Here is an 18584-nt window from a genome sequence, read left to right as displayed (position 1 = left end):
GACAGCGCCACGCAGCGGGTTCGCTGCGTCGGTTCTTTACCTCCAAGAGCACCGCCGTACGAACTTGATACGAATTCTCGACAAGACCCCACACCCCACGGAGAATAGTCGGCTGCTGACAGGAGTCCCTATGCGCCGTTTGCTTTTCTCACTGTTGATGTTCTGCGTTTTGCCCGCCTGGGCAGACAGCTACGACCAGTTGTACAAGGTCGCCGGCTGGCCGGAACAGCGGGCGCATTTCAACGATGCCTTGAGCGCCGCCCAGCAACGCTACCAGAGCAGCCTGCCGCCGGCGGTGTTCCAGGCGCTGGTCAACAACAGCAATCAACGTTTTTCTCCCCAGGCCATGGACCAGCGGGCCGAGGCGCAGATACGCAGCAAGCTTCGCGACCCGAACCCGGCCCTGGCCTTTTTCCAGTCGCCCCTGGGCCGCAAGGTCGTGGCGGCCGAATTGCTGGCGACCCGGCGCGACCAATTGGCGAAAAACGCCAAGGGCCTGCCGAAGATGCAAGCCAGCGACAACCGCCTGTTGATCATCGGCCACCTGGCCCAGGCCCTCCCCGCCCGCGAGGCCGGCGCCGAAGTCAGCCTGGCGATCGCCGGCGTGGCGGCCGACAGCCTGAGCTCGATGATCCCGGGACTCTTGGGTGCCGGCCAGGCCCAAGGCATGCTCAACGGCCAGCGCCAGCGCCTGATGGAACAGATCGGCGCGGACCTGAACAACACGCTGCTGTACGTCTACCGTGACCTGACGGATACCGAGCTGGAAGAATTCGCCACCTTCGCCGAATCGACCGAGGGCCAGGCTTATTATCAAGCGGCCCTGGCGGCGATTCGGGCGGGGTTGGCGGTGGGGCAGGATCTCGGGCAGTAGATAGATCTTCAGCGCCGGCTATACCGCTTTCGCGAGCAAGCCCGCTCCCACAGGGGTTTGCGACGGTCGCAGAACCTAAGTTCACTCAAGACCCTGTGGGAGCGGGCTTGCTCGCGAAGGCAATTAATCAGTCACCGCCTGACTCTGCTCATCCGCTTCGTCAAGAACCCAAACATCTCCTGCCGCATCGCCAGCGCCTCGTTCGCCAGATGATGCCGCCCCTCAGGCAACATCAACACCTGCGGCCGGTCGAACTTGCTGCGCAGCACGTTCAGGTTGTGCACCCAATCCACCGTCATGTCCGCCTCCCCCTGCACGATCAAGGGCTGGCGCGGGCTGCTCGGGGCGGCTTCGATACGCTTGATCCATTGCCCCAACGCGCCCACCCACGCAGTAGGCAGGCGCAGCGGTTGCAACGGGTCGGCTTGCAAGAAAGGCAGGAACTGCGGGTCGGTGGAGTTCTCGCTGAAACGCCGGGCGATGCCGGTCACGAAGGGCTTGAGCAGGTAATAACTCAGGCGCGACCAGCCCCAGGCCCGCGGCCGCACCAGGGGCGACAGCAGGATGACCTGGCCCTGGGCCGGGCTCTGCGCGCCGTGGTTGAGCACGTGATCGACCACGATGGCGCCGCCAGTGCTTTGCCCACACAAGTGCCAGGGATGCGGCAGGTCCAGCGTCGCGGCCTCGGCCAACAGGCCCTGCAAGGTGGCCTGGTACTCGGCGAAATCGCCGATGCTGGCGCGTTCGCCGCTGGACAGGCCATGGCCCGGCAGGTCGCAGGCGATCACCGCGAATTTCTGCTCCAAGGCCCACTCGATCAAGTGCCGGTACAGCCCCATGTGATCGTAGTAACCGTGGAACACAAACATCGTCGCCACGGCTTTTTCCGGCCACCAGACCTGGCTGACCACTTCATACCCGCCCCCCTCGAAACGCCCTAATCCCTTGCGCGCACTGCGCTGGGGGAAATCCAGCCCATAGAACCGCTGGTAGGCCCGGGCTTGCTCGGACAGGGCTTGCCACTGGGCCAGCGGTTGCAGACTGGCACGCAGGAGATCGGGATCAAAAGTGGCAGGCATCAAGGCTTCCAGACAAGGGCGCAGCGCGCGAAACAGACTTTACAGGCCTGCGATATTCATCTGTCGCGGCAAGCATGGCAAGCTACGCGGCTTCAGAGGATCGACTCCATGCGCCCGTCACACCGCACGACCTTGCTTGCCAGCCTGCTCGCCCTCGGATGCGCCGTCGTATTGTGGGTGGCCTACGACTGGTTCCAAGGCCGTTTCCTGCGGGCCTTCAGCCAACACACCGCGATATTTTCCGGCGACCCTCTGCGCCTGCCCGCCGACCTGGCCGGCCCCGGCGCGATCCGCCTGGTGCATTTCTGGGACCCGGCGTGCCCGTGCAACGTCGGCAATCAGCAACACCTTTCCGAACTGGTGGATAAATACGTACCGCAAGGCGTCGAGTTCTATGCGGTACAAAAGCCCGGTAGCCAGGGTCAGTTACCGGCCACCCTGAACAACCTCAAGCCGCTCCCAAGCCTGCCCGGCTCCAGCCAGATCCCCGCCAGCCCGGCCGTGGCGATCTGGGATCGCAGCGGCCAGCTCGCGTATTTCGGCCCCTACAGCGAAGGCCTGACCTGTAATTCGAGCAACAGCTTCATCGAGCCGATTCTTGAAGCGTTGAGCGGCGGTCGGGCGGTCAATGCGACGCATACGATGGCGGTGGGTTGTTATTGTCCTTGGGCTGCGCCGGGCAAATGAGCAAACCATCTCAAATAAGATGGGTTTGCTCCGCTCCGGCTTATGCTCTACGTGAATCGTTGACCACTGGAGCAATCTGGTCAAAGTCGAGGTAGCGCTTCAACGCTTCAGGCATTTTCACCGAGCCATCAGCACACTGATAATTCTCTAAAATAGCCACCATCGTTCTGCCCAATGCGGATGCAGTACCGTTAAGGGTATGAACATACCGATTACTTTTTGAAGCAGAATCTCTGTACTTGATATTCAGTCGCCGAGCCTGGTAATCCGTACAGTTACTGGCGGAGGTAATCTCACCGTACTCCCCCGAGATGCCCTTCCCTGGCATCCAGGCTTCAATATCGTACTTCTTATACGCAGGCGCCCCCAAATCACCCGTGCAGTTTATAACGACCTTATAGGGAATTCCCAGTTCACTATAGATTTCCTCTTGCAGCTCAAGAATCTTGTCATGGTATTTAACGCTATCCTCTGGCTTACATATTACGAACAGCTCCAACTTCTCGAACTGATGCACCCTATACAGTCCTTTACTGGACCTTCCCGACGCGCCGGCTTCACGTCTAAAACAATGACTTTCGGCAATGTAGAGCAAAGGCAATCTAGATTCATCAATAATGTCCCCAGCGTGCATGCCGGCAACACAAATTTCAGCCGTAGCAATAAGGCTCTTATCAAGTCCATCCAAACCATACGTATTGCTTTCCTCACCCTTTGGAGCGAACCCGACCCCCTCCAAAATATGGTTGTAAGAGATATCCGGCGTTTGTAATGGCGTAAACCCGGCTTTCACTGCCTTATTAAAAATGAACCCTTTAAGTGCATGCTGGAGAAAAACCGCTTGATTTTTCAAAAAATAAAATTTCGCACCGGACACCTTCGTGCCCGAATCAAAATCGATCAAATCCAGCTCTTGGCCTAGTTGAACATGGTCCTTATGGCAGAACCCAAACTTTGGCGCCTGGCCTTTGAACTTGACAGTTAAATTATCTTCATCACTTTGGCCTACAGGCACATCGGGGGAGGTCCAATTGGGTAGCTGGCGCGAAAGCAAATCAAATTCCTCAAGGAGCACATTGTAAGACTCCTTGGCGCGTAGGATATTCCCCTTCAGCGTCGAGGCCTCAGAATGCTCATATTGAAACTCATCCTTCAACGGATCATCTCTTATAGTTTTTGAAATCGCATTTAACTCGCGCTGCATTTCTTCCAGGCTCTGCTTTTGCGATTTCACTGTGTCGTACAAACAAAGAAACTGATCCAAATCAAAACGCACCCCCCGTGCGGACAAGTTAGACTTCATTCCTGCAACGCCTTCTAAAACTTGTTTGACATTGATCATCTACCCTCTCCGCATTAAGTTTACCACCCGATTTACGCACAACCTCAGACCACATGAGGAAGAAAAAAATATCCAGCCACATTAACCACAAAAAAAGAAACACACGTGGTAGCCAGAAGTATTAGATTAAACTTCTGCACCGACACACCATAGGCTTGCGCAAAGATGAAAGTATTTTTTGGAGAAGGCATTGCCGATATCAGTATCAATGCAAACAACAGCAACCCAGACAATCCAAAAATGTACTGTCCCACCACGAAAGAAATCGCGGGGTGCAAAAAATTCTTTATAAACACACCCAGCACTATTTCATTACAGTCGTTTCTCATGGTTGACGTTACGCGACCAGCATAGAACGAAGTACCCAATGCTATTAGTGCAATAGGCGCCGCGGTATCAGCAATCATGTCCATGCTCTCGATAATAAAAAAATCTGTATCGATCATGTGCGGGAGCTTAATTTGCGAAATGAGCGACCCCGTCAACGCGGAAATGATCAATGGATTTTTGAACACGACCAGCAGGGCTTTCTTTAGAAAAGCGCTCAAAGAACCAATTTGCGAGAAAGAGGAAACCTCCATGACAAATACCGAAATGCTCGTAAGAACAACGGACTGAAAAATAATTATTGGCACAACCAAAGCCGAGTCTCCCAACAGCAATATGAAGATAGGCACTGCCAAAAAAGCGGTATTGGTTTGCCCAACAGCAATAAAATTTAAACCCACTTCCACCAGACTCTTCTTGAGGCAAACTTTATATATAATATAAATCATGATCCACAATACAAAGATACCTAAACCATACGCCTGAACATAAGCATCTACATTGACGTCTGGCGTGTAGTCGGACCTCAGCGTCGTCAAAAAAATCTCTACGGGGAGCGCAACATAAAAAACATAGTCACTCAGTACTTCATCAGCACCGCGACGCACGAGACCAGCAAACGAAAGCAAACAACCTAACAATATCAAAACAAATATTGACAACGTTGAGCTCAGCGACAACATCAACATAAGTAGTCCACCCTGCCGTTCAGCAACAACCAAACGAACGAACACACCCAATAAAATCCATTATTCTTCCGACGACTTACAAAGCAATAGACGCGACAAGATCATGCTTGTGCGAAACACCTAAAAGTTTTCCCTTGTGGTCAACGACCAAAATTGCAGACACATCAATACCTATACAGTCTGCAATCAGCTCGCCCTCATGCACGCATCTTAAATTAACCTCCATAACATCCGAAATTTTAAGACCAGCAACACTATCATTCCCCTTGAACACTCGAGCCATATCCCCATCTGTAAACACTCCCAAAGGCCGAGAGAAGGTATCTACCACGACGACAAATCCAAGGCGCTTATTCGCCATATAACTAACCGCATCCAAGAACAATGTATCAGGCGGTAGCGCAGGGACTTTATCCCCCCTCACCATCACGTCACGAACTTTCACCGTCAGCACCTTGCCTAGATTTCCGGCGGGATGATTCCTTGAGAACTCTTCCTTCGTGAAGCGCTTGATTTTCATCAGCACCATAGCAATGGCATCTCCGACACCTAATGTGGCGCTAGAACTTACGGTTGGCGCAAGATTATACGGACAGGCTTCCCTATCAACTTTTAACGCCACATGCGCATTTGTCTTACATGCCAATTCCGAATTTGAGAAATTTGTCAACGCTACGGTATTCACACCCAGATCATGAAGATATGGAAGCAGAGACAAAACCTCCTCACTTCTACCGCTATAAGATATTAGTACTGCGAGGTCATGCGCCGTAATCATGCCCAAGTCCCCATGCTTAGCCTCGGATGGGTGTATAAAAAAGCTGGGCGTCCCCGTAGAGGCTAGACTTGCCGCAATTTTCTTACCGACATGGCCACTTTTTCCAACACCAAGAATCACCACGTGTCCCTTGCAGGCCAATATAAGTCGAACCACATCGACAAAACCGTTACCCTCCAACTCATCGGAAAGTTTTATCAATGCCCGCCCCTCACTGATTAACACCTCTCTCCCCAAGGTTAGTAGATGCCTGTCAGACCCCATTTCTGACAACGATTCATCATTCATGGATTCTTATCTCCTTACGGTCGACATTCGGATCATTGACCAACAGAGCTCCATCCCTGTAATGACTTCTTCGATAAAATGTCACGAAAAGACTATTTCTCTCATAAGAAACACTGGGATGGTGTGCAGCGCCATGCCAGCTATCGTCTGATCTCAAAAAAGCAAACGCCACATTAGGCTCATAAGGAATTTTTCTAAACTCTTCAAAGCCACCTTCACTTTTTACAAACAGACCAAGCCCTGATTCTTTATAATCCGCACTTTCTGGCAAATACCATCCAAATGTCATTGCCTTTTCAACAATATCCGTATGCGGAGGCAAATCAAAACCGGCAAAATCTTTATACAAATGCGGATAAGGTGTCACATCAAGATCACAGCCAAACTTTCCCAGCAAAAGACGCTTGAATGGTTCACTGCAAAGAAGCTCAACAACATCAATAGCAACTTTGGACCTCGAAAAAACCTTACCAAGATCAATCGAAATTCCTTCCAGAGACAAAGGCAATTCAAAACGCGTCGAACTCCCATTTTTCAAGGTGCTTTTATGCATCAACGGCTTGTATAAATCCAACGCTGGCAAGCTGGAGATAAACTCCCTGTACAACTCTGCTGGAACAAAGTCCTTTACTTCAAAAAAACTGAACGGATCACTCACCAGTTCTGCGCCTGTTACTTTTTGAGAAACATACTCCATGAGTCCGGACACACCCACCTCCATACGGCTTTTTCGAGATCCATCTCAACCTGAATGAAACATTTAACCACCCGTATCTTTTATAAGCTTCGCCCTCACACCCAGCAACGGAATTCTTGTAGTTAAATTCCCAAAAAATCGAAGGAAACTTCTTACACTCAATTTGTTTTAGTAGGAATCAAGTCGCGGGCCGGGTTATTATTTTTTCAAGATCAATGCCCTACGCTGTTTATCGATACCCATCGGTATTTAGGAAAAGGACTTTTATGAAACGCACCCTCATCGCCTTCCTCTCACTGATCGTCACCACGATCATCGTCGCGGGCGGCTACCTCTACAGCAAGCAGCCCACCCGCCAAGGCACGATGCAGGTGCAAGGGCTGCAGGGCTCGGTGACGGTGCGCTACGACGAGCGCGGTGTGCCGCATATTCGCGCCGAGAACGAAGCCGACCTGTACCGCGCCCTCGGTTATGTCCATGCCCAGGATCGGCTGTTCCAGATGGAGATCATGCGCCGCCTCGCCCGGGGCGAGCTGGCCGAGGTGCTGGGGCCGAAGCTGCTGGACACCGACAAGCTGATGCGCAGCCTGCGCATCCGCGAGCGTGCCGCGACCTACATCACCGAGCAGGACCCGCAATCCCCCGCCTGGGTCGCCATGCAGGCTTACCTGGACGGTATCAACGCCTACCAGGACAGCCACACCCGTCCCGTGGAGTTCGACGTGCTGGGCATTCCCAAGCGCCCCTTCACCGCCGAAGACACCGTGAGCGTCACCGGCTACATGGCCTACAGCTTCGCCGCGGCCTTTCGCACCGAACCCCTGCTGACCTATGTGCGCGATGTGCTGGGTGCCAACTACCTGAATATTTTCGACCTCGATTGGCAGCCCCAGGGCGTACTGGCCGAAGGGCGCAAGGTCGGCCTGCCCCTGGCCGCCGCCGACTGGAAGGACCTCAACGCCCTGGCCCGCCTGAGCGAGCAGGCCCTGGCCGACAATGGCTTGCCGCAGTTCGAAGGCAGCAACGCCTGGGCGGTCGCCGGCAGCCGTACCCGCAGCGGCAAGCCGTTGCTGGCGGGCGACCCGCACATTCGTTTTTCCACGCCGTCGGTGTGGTACGAGGCGCACCTGTCGGCCCCCGGCTTTGAGCTCTACGGGCAATACCAGGCATTGCTGCCCTTTGCGACGCTGGGCATGAGCAAGGATTTCGGCTGGAGCGTCACCATGTTCCAGAACGACGACCTGGACCTGATCGCCGAGAAGGTCAACCCGGACAATCCCGAGCAGGTCTGGTATCGCGACCAATGGGTGGACATGACCCGCAGCGAGCAGCAGATCGCGGTCAAGGGCCAGGCGCCGGTGACGCTGGTGCTGCGCCAGTCGCCCCACGGTCCGATCGTCAACGATGCCCTCGGCGCGAACGCCGGCAAGACTCCGGTCGCCATGTGGTGGGGATTCCTGGAAAGCCGCAACCCGATCCTCGACGCCTTCTACCAGCTCAACCGCGCCGACACCCTCGCCAAGGCCCGCGGCGCTTCGGCCAAGATCCACGCACCGGGGCTGAACGTGGTCTGGGCCAATGCCAAGGGGGACATCGGCTGGTGGGCCGCTGCGCAATTGCCCAAGCGCCCCGCCGGCGTGAAGCCTGGCTTCATTCTCGATGGCAGCAGCCCGGAGGCGGAAAAGGAAGGTTTCTATCCGTTCAGCAGCAACCCGCAGGAAGAAAATCCGGCGCGGGGCTACATCGTCTCGGCCAATTTCCAACCGGTGCCGGCCAGCGGCATCGAGATCCCCGGCTACTACAACCTTGCCGACCGTGGCCAGCAACTCAACCACCAGCTCAGCGACAAGCAGGCGAAGTGGGACCTGGAAAGCACCCAGAAACTGCAGTTGGGCACCACCACCGCCTACGGTCCTCGCCTGCTTGCACCGCTGGTGCCGGTGCTGCGTGAGGTGGTCAGTGACCCACAGAAACGCAAATGGGTGGAACAATTGGCCCAGTGGCCGGGCGATTATCCCCTGGACTCCCTCAGCGCCACGCTGTTCAACCAGTTCCTGTTCAACCTGGCCGATGCCGCCCTGCACGATGAACTGGGCGACGGGTTCTTCGAAACGGCCCTGTCGACCCGGGTGATCGACGCGGCCCTGCCACGCCTGGCAGCCGCAGAGGACTCACCGTGGTGGGACGACCGCACGACCCTCGGCACCGAGACCCGTGCCGACACCGTTAAAAAGGCCTGGGACAAGAGCCTCGCCCATCTGAAGGCCACCCTCGGCGAAGACGCCACGCAATGGCAATGGGGCAAGGCCCACACCCTGACCCACGGCCACCCGCTGGGCCTGCAAAAGCCCCTGGACCGGATCTTCAACGTCGGCCCGTTCGCCGCGCCCGGCATCCACGAAGTGCCCAACAATCTCTCCGCCCGGATCGGCCCGGCGCCTTGGCCGGTGACCTACGGGCCTTCGACCCGGCGCATCATCGACTTCGCCGACCCGAGCCACAGCGTCACCGTCAACCCGGTAGGCCAGAGCGGCGTGCCTTTCGACAAGCATTACGAGGATCAGGCCGAGGCGTACATCGAGGGGCTGTATCACCAGGCGCACCTGGCCGAGGAAGAAGTGACGGCCAACACCCATGGCACCTTGAAGCTGTTGCCGGCCCGGACGCCCTGAATCGGGTGCGCCGGTATTTTTTCATCCTTTACCGGGCTTGATCGTCATGGATGGTCAAGACTACAGGGGCACACTTGCCCGTCTCTTCCACAGGAGTCAACGCTATGTTCAACAACTGGTCCGAGCTGCTGCCCACCATCAAGAGCGCCTTTGGTGCCCTGGGCAAAAGCAATCCGAAGATGGTCAAGGCCTACATGGCCCTGGACGAAGCCGCGGCGGAGAACAATGTGCTCGATGCCAAGACCCGGGAACTGATCTCCATCGCCGTCGCCATCACCACTCGCTGTGACGGCTGCATCGGCGTACACACCGACGCCGCCATCAAGGCCGGCGCCACCCGCGAAGAAATCGCCGCCACCCTGGCCACCGCGGTGTCCCTCAACGCGGGCGCGGCGTACATCTACTCCCTGCGAGCGCTGGAGGCTCATGACGCGTTGAAGAAGTGACGGGCCAATAACCCCACAGGTCGCTATCGTCGGATCGCCGCCCGGAGCAAGCTCGCTCCCACAGGATTTACTGGTGATCAATCCATGGTGTGATGATTTGGAAGCTTTTGTGGCGAGGGAGCTTGCTCCCGCTGGGTCGCGCAGCGACCCCAAAAAAAAGCGATGAGCGCTGCGCACTCAAGCGGGAGCAAGCTCCCTCGCCACAGGACCGTGGCGTTCCCAAAAACTTGTGGGAGCGGGCTTGCTCGCGAAAGCGGTGTATCAGCCAACATGAATGTTGAATGTACCTCCGTCTTCGCGAGCAAGCCCGCTCCCACATTGGGTGCCAGTATCGGGTCAGACCGGCGCGGTCTCGGCCCGGCGGACTTCCGGTTGTTTCCAGGAATCGGCGGCGCTTTCTTCGATGGCTTGCTGGATCGCGCGCTTGCGATTTTCTTCGGCGCGGCGGCTGAAGTACCAGACCAGGAAGGTCACCAGCGACACCGCCAGCAGGATCAGGCTCGCCACGGCGTTGATTTCCGGTTTCACCCCCAGGCGCACGGCCGAGAACACTTCCATCGGCAAGGTCGTCGAACCAGGACCGGAGACGAAGCTCGCCAGCACCAGGTCGTCCAGGGACAATGCGAAGGACATCATGCCCCCCGCCGCCAGCGATGGCGCGATCATCGGGATGGTGATCAGGAAGAACACCTTCCACGGCCGCGCACCGAGGTCCATGGCCGCCTCTTCGATGGACAGGTCCAGCTCACGCAAGCGTGCCGAGACCACCACCGCCACATAGGCCGCACAGAAAGTGGTGTGGGCGATCCAGATCGTGACGATGCCACGCTCCTGGGGCCAGCCGATCATCTGCGCCATGGCCACGAACAGCAGCAACAACGACAGGCCGGTGATCACTTCCGGCATCACCAGCGGCGCGGTGACCAGGCCGCCGAACAGCGTGCGGCCCTTGAAGTGGGTGATGCGGGTCAGCACGAAGGCCGCCAACGTCCCCAGGGCCACCGCGGCAATCGCCGTGTAGCAGGCGATTTCCAGCGAGCGCATCACCGAGCCCATCAACTGGCTGTTGTCCAGCAGACCGACGTACCACTTGACCGACCAGCCGCCCCACACCGTCACCAGTTTCGAGGCGTTGAACGAGTAGATCACCAGAATCAGCATTGGCGCGTAGATGAACAGCAAACCCAGCACCAGCATCAGGCTTGAAAAACTGAAGCGCTTCATTCCTTGCCCTCCATTTCTTTGGCCTGACTGCGGTTGAACAGGATGATGGGCACGATCAGGATCGCCAGCATCACCACCGCCAGGGCGGACGCCACCGGCCAGTCACGGTTGTTGAAGAATTCCTGCCACAGCACTTTGCCGATCATCAGGGTTTCCGGGCCACCCAGCAGTTCCGGGATCACGAACTCGCCCACCACAGGGATGAACACCAGCATTGCGCCTGCGATGATGCCGTTCTTGGACAGCGGCACGGTGATTTTCCAGAAGCTGTTGAAGGTGCTCGAACCCAGGTCGGAGGCGGCCTCCAGCAGGCTTTGGTCGTGTTTGACCAGGTTGGCGTACAACGGCAGGATCATGAACGGCAGATAGGAGTAGACGACCCCGATATACACCGCCAGGTTGGTGTTGAGGATCTGCAGAGGCTCGCTGATCCAGCCCATGCTCATCAGGAAGCCGTTGAGCAAGCCGTTGTTGCTGAGGATGCCCATCCACGCATAGACGCGGATCAGGATCGCGGTCCAGGTCGGCATCATGATCAGCAGCACCAGCACCGTCTGCATCTCTTTGCGGGCATTGGCGATGCCGTAGGCCATCGGATAACCGATCAGCAGGCACAGGACCGTGCTGATCAAGGCCATCTTCAGCGAGCCGAGGTAGGCGGCGATGTACAACTCGTCCTCGCTCAGCATCACGTAGTTGGCAAGGTTGAGCAGCACCTGCAGCTTCTGGTCGACGTAGCTGTAGATCTCGGTGTAGGGCGGAATGGCCACGTCGGCTTCGGCGAAGCTGATCTTCAGGACGATGAAGAACGGCAGCATGAAGAACAGGAACAGCCAGATGAAAGGCACCCCGATGACCAGTTGGCGACCACCGGGCGTTATTCGATCGAGTCGGCGTTTGAGTTTGCGCATGTTCATGAGCGAAGCACCACGCCGCTGTCGTCTTCCCACCAGACGAACACCTGGTCGCCCCAGGTCGGGCGCTGGCCACGGCGTTCGGCGTTGGCGACGAAGGATTGCACGAGCTTGCCGCTCGGCAGCTCGACATAGAACACCGAGTGACCGCCCAGGTAGGCGATGTCATGGACCTTGCCGCTGGACCAGTTGTGCTCGCAGGTCGGCTGCTCGGAGGTGACCAGCAGTTTTTCCGGGCGAATGGCGTAGGTTACGGACTTGTCCTGCACCGAGGTGCTGATGCCGTGGCCTACGTAGATGCTGCGGTCCAGGTCCTTGCAGGTCAGCACCGCGTGGCCTTCGGCGTCGTCCACCACTTCCGTCTCGAAGATGTTGACGTTGCCGATGAATTCGCAGACCAGGCGGCTGGTCGGGGTTTCGTAGATGTCGATCGGGCTGCCGATCTGGGCGATCCAGCCCAGGTGCATGATCGCGATGCGCTCGGCCATGGTCATGGCCTCTTCCTGGTCGTGGGTCACCATGACGCAGGTCACGCCGACCCGCTCGATGATCTCCACCAGCTCAAGCTGCATTTGCGAACGCAGCTTCTTGTCCAGGGCGCCCATCGGCTCGTCGAGCAGCAACAGCTTGGGCCGCTTGGCCAGGGAACGGGCCAAGGCCACACGCTGGCGCTGGCCGCCGGACAGTTGGTGCGGCTTGCGCTTGGCGTACTGGCTCATCTGCACCAGCTTGAGCATCTCCGCCACGCGGGCATCGATCTCGGCTTTCGGAATCTTGTCCTGTTGCAGGCCGAAGGCGATGTTCTGCGCCACGGTCATGTGGGGGAACAAGGCGTAGGACTGGAACATCATGTTGATCGGCCGCTCGTAGGGCGGCATGTCGGTGATGTCCACGCCGTCGAGGAAAATCCGTCCCTCGGTGGGCCGCTCGAAACCGGCCAGCATGCGCAGCAAGGTGGATTTGCCCGATCCCGAACCGCCGAGCAAGGCGAAGATCTCGCCTTTCTTGATTTCCAGGGACACATCGTCCACGGCAATCGTCTCGTCGAACTTCTTCGTGACCCGGTCGATTTTGACCAGCACCTGCTTGGGTGTCTGGTCGCCCTCGAGGGCTTTCTTATAGGCGCCGGAGGCAACTGCCATTTACGAAACTCCCACAGAATTTGCAGTTCGCCCCAAGGAGGCGAACAAGAGTGTTGACGTTTATTTACCCGACTTGACCTTGGTCCAGCTGCGGGTCATGAGTCGTTGGATCTTGGGCGGCAACTCGGAGTTGACGTAGAGCTTGTCGACGACCGCTTGCGGTGGATAAACCGCTTCATCGGTGCGTACTTTCTGGTCCATCAGTTCGCCAGCCTTGGGGTTCGGGTTGGCATAACCGACAACGTCGCTGACCTGGGCGATGACCTCAGGCTTGAGCACATAGTTGATGAAGGCATGGGCTTGCTTGACGTTGCCGGCATCACGGGGAATCGCCAGCATGTCGAACCAGAGGTTGCCGCCTTCCTTGGGAATCACGTAGGCAATGTCGACGCCCTTGCCGGCTTCGCTGGCACGTTCGCGGGCCTGGAAGATGTCCCCGGAAAAACCGGCGGCCACGCAGATCTCGCCATTGGCCAGGTCGGAGATGTATTTGGAGGAGTTGAAGTAGGTCACGTAAGGCCGGATCTTGAGGAGTTGGGCCTCGGCCTTCTTGTAGTCTTCAGGGTCTTCGCTGTTGGGGTTCAGGCCCAGGTAGTTGAGCATCGCCGGAATCATCTCGTCACCCGAATCGAGGAACGAAACGCCGCAGCTGGACAGTTTCTTGATGTTTTCCGGCTCGAACAGCATGGCCCACGAATCGATCTTGTCGACACCCAGGACTGCCTTGATTTTCTCGACGTTATAGCCGATGCCGTTGGTGCCCCACAGGTAAGGCACGGCGTACTGGTTGCCCGGGTCGTTCTTTTCCAGGCGCTTGAGCAGCACCGGGTCGAGGTTGGCGTAATTGGGCAACTGCGCCTTGTCGAGCTTCTGGAACGCCCCGGCCTTGATCTGCTTGCCCAGGAAGTGGTTGGACGGCACGACCACGTCGTAACCGGTGCGCCCGGCCAGCAACTTGCCTTCCAGGGTTTCGTTGGAGTCAAACACGTCATACACCGGCTTGATGCCCGTGGCTTTTTCGAAATCCGCCAGGGTGGTCTCGCCGATGTAGTCCGACCAATTATAAATATGCACAGTGGAGGCAGCCTGGGCACTGACGGCGAGCGTCAGGCCGGCGCCCACCAGCAAGGTGTTGCGTAACAAAGAAAAGACTGGCACGTGGAGGTCCTCTTAAATAGTTGGGCCCAAGTTGCCCCCGTTACGTGACCCTTGCTGGGGCCCTGCAACAAAACCGGCGCGCAACTTACCCTCGATAAACCGATCCCGCAAAACTTTTAGTTATTTTGGGTTCCTGTTGCCGCCGCCGCGCTGGCCGCGACAACAGGAGGGTGCTTCAGGCCGGCTTATTTACCGGATTTGATCTTGGTCCAGCTGCGGGTCAGGATCCGCTGGGTCGCGGCTGGCAGGTCGGCGATGGCGTACAGCTTGGCCTTCACTTCGTCCGATGGATAAATGCTCGGGTCACCGGAGATTTCCTTGTCCACCAGAGCGGTGGCGGCCTTGTTGCCGTTAGGGAAACGCACGTTGTCGGTGATCTCCGCCATGACTTCCGGCTGCATGATGAAGTTCATCCACTTATAAGCGGCCTCGACGTTTTCGGCATCCTTGGGAATGGCGACCATGTCATAGAACGAACCGGCACCTTCCTTCGGAATGGTGTAGGCCACTTTCACTTTGCCGCCAGCTTCGGCAGCACGGCTCTTGGATTGCTCGATATCACCCGAGTAACCCACGGCGACGCAGATGTTGCCGTTGGCCAGGTCGGAAATGTACTTGGACGAGTGGAAGTAACCGATCGATGGACGCAACTTGAGGAACAGCGCCTCGGCCTCGGCCAGTTGCTTCTTGTCTTGGCTGTCGGTCGGATAACCGAGGTAATGCAGGGCCACCGGAATCATTTCGGTTGGCGAATCGAGGAAGCTCACACCGCAGCTCTTGAGCTTGGCGATGTTCTCGGGCTTGAGCAGGGTGTCCCAGGAGTCGATCTTGTCGACGCCCAATGCGGCCTTGACCTTCTCGGGGTTGTAACCGATGCCGATGGTGCCCCACATGTAAGGGAAGGCATGTTTGTTGCCCTGGTCGCTGGCATCGCCGACGGCCTTGAGCAGGTCGGTGTCCAGGTTCTTCCAGTTAGGCAGCTTGGACTTGTCCAGCTCCTGGTAGACGCCGGCCTTGATCTGCTTGGCCAGGAAGTTGTTCGACGGCACCACGATGTCATAACCGGATTTGCCAGCCAGCAACTTGGCTTCCAGGGTTTCGTTGCTGTCGAACACGTCGTAGACAACTTTGATCCCCGTTTCCTTTTCGAACTTGGCAACGGTGTCCGGCGCAATGTAGTCGGACCAGTTATAGACGTGCAGCACTTTGTCGTCTGCCTGGACGGCGCCCGCCATCACGCCCATCAGGGACATGGCGAGGAGGGTCTTGCCAGCTATCTTCATACCTAATGCCTTCATGAAAAAATGCTCCAGTTATTCTTCTTAGCCACGTTCAGTAGCCGGCTCGCGGGCAACTTGAACAGCCGGTAGTCTGGCAAGTTACAGGGCAGGCTTTCAACACAAGCCCAGCCTTTTATTCTCGCTGGGCGAGGCCCTTGCAGGCACCTCGCTCAGAGCCTAGCACTTAGCCTTGCAACGCACTGAGGGTCAGGTCCAGGCACTGCCGTGCCTTGGTCACCAACTCATCGATCTCGGCCTTGCTGATCACCAGCGGCGGCGCAATGATCATGGTGTCGCCCACCGCGCGCATGATCAGCCCGTTATCGAAGCAGAACTGCCGGCAGATCATGCCCACACCCTTGCCTTCGTAGCGCTTGCGCGTGGCCTTGTCCTGGACCAGTTCGATCGCCCCCAGCAAACCGACCCCACGTACTTCACCCACCAGCGGATGATCGTTCAGTTCCCGTAAGCGTTGTTGCAAATAGGGTGCCGTTTCGCTGTGGACACGCTCGATGATCTTCTCGTCGCGCAGGATGCGGATGTTTTCCAGGGCCACCGCCGCGGCCACCGGGTGACCGGAGTAGGTAAAGCCGTGGTTGAAGTCGCCGCCTTCGTTGAGCACCGCGACCACGTCGTCGCGCACGATCAGCCCACCCATGGGGATGTAGCCGGAGGTCAGGCCCTTGGCGATGGTCATCATGTGCGGTTTCAACCCGTAATGGTCGGTACCGAACCACTCACCGGTACGGCCAAAGCCACAGATCACTTCGTCGGCCACGAACAGGATGTCGTACTTGGCGAGGATTTCCTTCATGCGCGGCCAGTAGCTGTCCGGCGGCACGATCACGCCACCAGCGCCCTGGATCGGCTCGGCGATGAACGCACCGACATTGTCCACGCCGATCTCCAGGATTTTTTCTTCCAACTGGTTGGCCGCCCACACGCCGAACTCTTCGGGGCTCATGTCGCCGCCTTCACCGAACCAGTAAGGCTGGGCGATGTGGACAATGCCCGGGATCGGCAGGTCGCCCTGCTCGTGCATATAAGTCATGCCGCCCAGGCTCGCGCCCGCGACGGTCGAGCCGTGATAACCGTTCTTGCGGCTGATGATGACTTTTTTGTTTGGCTGGCCCTTGATCGCCCAATAGTGGCGGACCATCCGCAACATGGTGTCGTTGCCCTCGGAGCCGGAGCCGGTGAAGAACACATGATTCATGCCTTCAGGGGCGATGTCGGCGATGGCTTTGGACAGTTCCAGCACCGGCGGGTGGGCCGTCTGGAAGAACAGGTTGTAGTACGGCAGTTCGCGCATCTGTTGGCTGGCGGCATCGGCCAGCTCCGCGCGACCGTAACCGACGGCCACGCACCAGAGGCCCGCCATGCCGTCGAGGATCTTGTTGCCTTCACTGTCCCAGAGGTAGACGCCCTTGGCGTGGGTGATGATGCGCGGGCCTTTCTCTTTGAGCTGCTTGAAGTCGCTGAACGGCGCCAGGTGGTGATCGTTGCTCAGGGCCTGCCATTCACGGGTTTGCGGGTTATTGCGGGTCATGCGAATTCTCCTGTTATCGGTGAGGGCGAAGCTGCCTGAAGCAGCCCCGCCCGGCGCTTCAGACGGCAAAGAGCAGGAATTCCCGCTCCCACGAACTGATGACGCGCTTGAAGTTTTCATGCTCGGCCCGCTTGACCGCGACGTAGCCTGTGATGAATTTCTTGCCCAGGTATTTCTCGATAGTGGTGCTGTTTTCCATGCGTTCCAGGGCGTCTTCGATGGTCAACGGCAAACGCAGGTTGCGGCGTTCGTAGCCGCGGCCCACCACCGGCGCGCTCGGGCTGATGCCTTCGACCATGCCGATGAAGCCACACAGCAGGCTGGCGGCAATCGCCAGGTACGGGTTGGCGTCGGCGCCCGGCAAGCGGTTTTCCACCCGACGGTTCTGCGGCCCGGCATCCGGCACGCGCAGGCCCACGGTGCGGTTCTCTTCGCCCCACTCCACGTTCACCGGCGCCGACGTATCCGGCAGGAAGCGGCGGAACGAGTTGACGTTGGGAGCGAACAGCGGCAACAGCTCGGGGATGAATTTCTGCAGGCCACCGATGTGGTGCAGGAACAGATCGCTCATGGTCCCGTCTTCATTGGAGAAGACGTTCTTGCCGGTTTCCTTGTCGATGATGCTCTGGTGCAGGTGCATCGCACTGCCCGGCTCGCCGGTCATGGGCTTGGCCATGAACGTGGCGGCCACGTCGTGCTTGAGTGCCGCCTCGCGCATGGTGCGCTTGAACACCAGGATCTGGTCGGCCAGGGACAAGGCATCGCCGTGACGGAAGTTGATTTCCATCTGCGCCGTGCCGTCCTCATGGATCAGGGTATCGAGGTCCAGCTCCTGCAATTCGCACCAGTCGTAGACGTCTTCGAACAGTGGGTCGAATTCGTTGGCCGCTTCGATCGAGAAGGACTGGCGACCGGTCTCCGGGCGGCCGGAGCGGCCAATGGGCGGCTGCAACGGGAAGTCCGGGTCGTCGCTGCGCTTGGTCAGGTAGAACTCCATTTCCGGCGCGACGATGGGCTGCCAGCCTTTGTCGGCGTAGAGCTTGAGCACTTTCTTGAGCACGTTGCGCGGCGACAGCTCGATGGGGTTGCCCTGCTTGTCGTAGGCGTCGTGGATGACCTGGGCGGTGGGCTCGATGGCCCAAGGCACAAGGAACACGGCGTTCTCGTCCGGGCGGCAGATCATGTCGATGTCAGCCGGGTCGAGCAGTTCGTAATAGATGTCGTCTTCGACATAGTCGCCCGTCACGGTCTGGAGCAGCACGCTCTCGGGCAGGCGCATGCCTTTTTCGGCGATGAACTTGTTGGTCGGCGAGATCTTGCCCCGGGTGATACCGGTCAGGTCGCCAATCATGCATTCGACTTCTGTGATCTTGTGGTCTTTCAACCAATCGGTGAGCTGGTCGAGGTTGTTACTCATAAATGCCTCTAGGCGTGAGTT

16 protein-coding genes are annotated in these 18584 nt (G+C 57.8%); 4 read left to right on the top strand and 12 right to left on the bottom strand.

Annotated features, from left to right (window positions below; genetic code table 11):
• Nucleotides 1–130: 130 nt before the first annotated feature.
• On the top strand, nucleotides 131–874 hold the full coding sequence (locus HU767_RS19050) for a DUF2059 domain-containing protein (RefSeq protein WP_186707557.1): 744 nt from the start codon (nucleotides 131–133) through the stop codon (nucleotides 872–874).
• 131 nt (nucleotides 875–1005) lie between these two features.
• Here HU767_RS19050 and HU767_RS19045 read toward each other — a convergent pair whose 3' ends face one another.
• A complete protein-coding gene (locus tag HU767_RS19045; RefSeq protein ID WP_186730221.1) occupies nucleotides 1006–1953 on the bottom strand; it encodes an alpha/beta hydrolase in 948 nt (315 codons plus the stop codon).
• Nucleotides 1954–2061: 108 nt separating this feature from the next.
• On the opposite strand from HU767_RS19045, the gene HU767_RS19040 reads away from it, so the two are divergent.
• Nucleotides 2062–2640 (top strand): DUF6436 domain-containing protein, encoded by a 579-nt coding sequence (locus HU767_RS19040; protein WP_186730220.1) that lies wholly within the window; start codon nucleotides 2062–2064, stop codon nucleotides 2638–2640.
• A 40-nt stretch (nucleotides 2641–2680) separates the two neighbouring features.
• Here the strand turns inward: HU767_RS19040 and serS are convergent, their stop codons facing one another.
• Genes serS through HU767_RS19020 form a run of 4 tightly spaced genes read right to left on the bottom strand, consistent with a single transcriptional unit; the run spans nucleotide 2681 to nucleotide 6773 of the window.
• Nucleotides 2681–3982 carry a serine--tRNA ligase gene (serS, locus tag HU767_RS19035; protein ID WP_186730219.1) on the bottom strand — a complete coding sequence of 434 codons (1302 nt, stop codon included), beginning with the start codon at nucleotides 3980–3982 and terminating at the stop codon, nucleotides 2681–2683.
• A gap of 44 nt (nucleotides 3983–4026) precedes the next feature.
• On the bottom strand, nucleotides 4027–5043 hold the full coding sequence (locus HU767_RS19030; protein ID WP_186730218.1) for an AEC family transporter: 1017 nt from the start codon (nucleotides 5041–5043) through the stop codon (nucleotides 4027–4029).
• Nucleotides 5044–5074: 31 nt separating this feature from the next.
• The gene (locus HU767_RS19025; RefSeq protein ID WP_186707562.1) at nucleotides 5075–6064 is read right to left on the bottom strand and encodes a KpsF/GutQ family sugar-phosphate isomerase; all 990 of its coding nucleotides are present in this window, start codon (nucleotides 6062–6064) and stop codon (nucleotides 5075–5077) included.
• Complete coding sequence (locus HU767_RS19020) at nucleotides 6057–6773, bottom strand: hypothetical protein (protein WP_186730217.1); 717 nt, start codon at nucleotides 6771–6773, stop codon at nucleotides 6057–6059. Before HU767_RS19020 ends, HU767_RS19025 begins: the two co-directional genes overlap by 8 nt.
• Before the next feature lie 254 nt (nucleotides 6774–7027).
• Here HU767_RS19020 and HU767_RS19015 point away from each other — a divergent pair, with 254 nt between their 5' ends.
• Complete coding sequence (locus HU767_RS19015; RefSeq protein ID WP_186730216.1) at nucleotides 7028–9433, top strand: penicillin acylase family protein; 2406 nt, start codon at nucleotides 7028–7030, stop codon at nucleotides 9431–9433.
• A gap of 104 nt (nucleotides 9434–9537) precedes the next feature.
• Nucleotides 9538–9879: a carboxymuconolactone decarboxylase family protein gene (locus tag HU767_RS19010; RefSeq protein ID WP_014340738.1), complete on the top strand. Its 342-nt coding sequence runs from the start codon at nucleotides 9538–9540 to the stop codon at nucleotides 9877–9879.
• A 336-nt stretch (nucleotides 9880–10215) separates the two neighbouring features.
• Here HU767_RS19010 and HU767_RS19005 read toward each other — a convergent pair whose 3' ends face one another.
• From HU767_RS19005 to HU767_RS18975, 7 genes are all read right to left on the bottom strand, one after another.
• Entirely contained in the window at nucleotides 10216–11103 is an 888-nt protein-coding gene (locus HU767_RS19005; protein ID WP_186707565.1) for an ABC transporter permease subunit, read from the bottom strand.
• Nucleotides 11100–12020: an ABC transporter permease subunit gene (locus HU767_RS19000; RefSeq protein WP_186707566.1), complete on the bottom strand. Its 921-nt coding sequence runs from the start codon at nucleotides 12018–12020 to the stop codon at nucleotides 11100–11102. Before HU767_RS19000 ends, HU767_RS19005 begins: the two co-directional genes overlap by 4 nt.
• Nucleotides 12017–13159, bottom strand: coding sequence for a polyamine ABC transporter ATP-binding protein (potA, locus tag HU767_RS18995; RefSeq protein WP_030138093.1), 1143 nt, complete (start codon nucleotides 13157–13159; stop codon nucleotides 12017–12019). The genes HU767_RS19000 and potA overlap by 4 nt, the downstream gene beginning before the upstream one ends.
• 60 nt (nucleotides 13160–13219) lie before the next feature.
• Entirely contained in the window at nucleotides 13220–14317 is a 1098-nt protein-coding gene (locus HU767_RS18990) for an extracellular solute-binding protein (RefSeq protein WP_186730215.1), read from the bottom strand.
• Between the two features lie 185 nt (nucleotides 14318–14502).
• Complete coding sequence (locus HU767_RS18985) at nucleotides 14503–15600, bottom strand: polyamine ABC transporter substrate-binding protein (RefSeq protein ID WP_186707600.1); 1098 nt, start codon at nucleotides 15598–15600, stop codon at nucleotides 14503–14505.
• A gap of 181 nt (nucleotides 15601–15781) precedes the next feature.
• Nucleotides 15782–17146 (bottom strand): aspartate aminotransferase family protein, encoded by a 1365-nt coding sequence (locus tag HU767_RS18980; RefSeq protein ID WP_186730214.1) that lies wholly within the window; start codon nucleotides 17144–17146, stop codon nucleotides 15782–15784.
• A 58-nt stretch (nucleotides 17147–17204) separates the two neighbouring features.
• Nucleotides 17205–18563 (bottom strand): glutamine synthetase family protein, encoded by a 1359-nt coding sequence (locus tag HU767_RS18975; protein WP_053126367.1) that lies wholly within the window; start codon nucleotides 18561–18563, stop codon nucleotides 17205–17207.
• Nucleotides 18564–18584 lie beyond the last annotated feature (21 nt).

This window comes from Pseudomonas sp. SWRI179, from assembly GCF_014268705.1.
Classification (GTDB): Bacteria; Pseudomonadota; Gammaproteobacteria; order Pseudomonadales; family Pseudomonadaceae; genus Aquipseudomonas; species Aquipseudomonas zanjanensis.
Note: the sequence above shows the minus strand (reverse complement) of the source record. Positions and strands in the feature narration are given on the sequence as shown.

Excerpts from the sequence above, each read along its gene's own strand:
- HU767_RS19015 (WP_186730216.1), top strand. The coding sequence starts at position 7,028 with ATGAAACGCACCCTCATCGCCTTCCTCTCACTGATCGTCACCACGATC.
- HU767_RS19050 (WP_186707557.1), top strand. The coding sequence starts at position 131 with ATGCGCCGTTTGCTTTTCTCACTGTTGATGTTCTGCGTTTTGCCCGCC.
- potA (WP_030138093.1), bottom strand. The coding sequence starts at position 13,159 with ATGGCAGTTGCCTCCGGCGCCTATAAGAAAGCCCTCGAGGGCGACCAG.
- HU767_RS19010 (WP_014340738.1), top strand. The coding sequence starts at position 9,538 with ATGTTCAACAACTGGTCCGAGCTGCTGCCCACCATCAAGAGCGCCTTT.
- HU767_RS18985 (WP_186707600.1), bottom strand. The coding sequence starts at position 15,600 with ATGAAGATAGCTGGCAAGACCCTCCTCGCCATGTCCCTGATGGGCGTG.
- serS (WP_186730219.1), bottom strand. The coding sequence starts at position 3,982 with ATGATCAATGTCAAACAAGTTTTAGAAGGCGTTGCAGGAATGAAGTCT.
- HU767_RS19045 (WP_186730221.1), bottom strand. The coding sequence starts at position 1,953 with ATGCCTGCCACTTTTGATCCCGATCTCCTGCGTGCCAGTCTGCAACCG.
- HU767_RS19025 (WP_186707562.1), bottom strand. The coding sequence starts at position 6,064 with ATGAATGATGAATCGTTGTCAGAAATGGGGTCTGACAGGCATCTACTA.
- HU767_RS19005 (WP_186707565.1), bottom strand. The coding sequence starts at position 11,103 with ATGAAGCGCTTCAGTTTTTCAAGCCTGATGCTGGTGCTGGGTTTGCTG.
- HU767_RS18980 (WP_186730214.1), bottom strand. The coding sequence starts at position 17,146 with ATGACCCGCAATAACCCGCAAACCCGTGAATGGCAGGCCCTGAGCAAC.
- HU767_RS19040 (WP_186730220.1), top strand. The coding sequence starts at position 2,062 with ATGCGCCCGTCACACCGCACGACCTTGCTTGCCAGCCTGCTCGCCCTC.
- HU767_RS18975 (WP_053126367.1), bottom strand. The coding sequence starts at position 18,563 with ATGAGTAACAACCTCGACCAGCTCACCGATTGGTTGAAAGACCACAAG.
- HU767_RS19000 (WP_186707566.1), bottom strand. The coding sequence starts at position 12,020 with ATGAACATGCGCAAACTCAAACGCCGACTCGATCGAATAACGCCCGGT.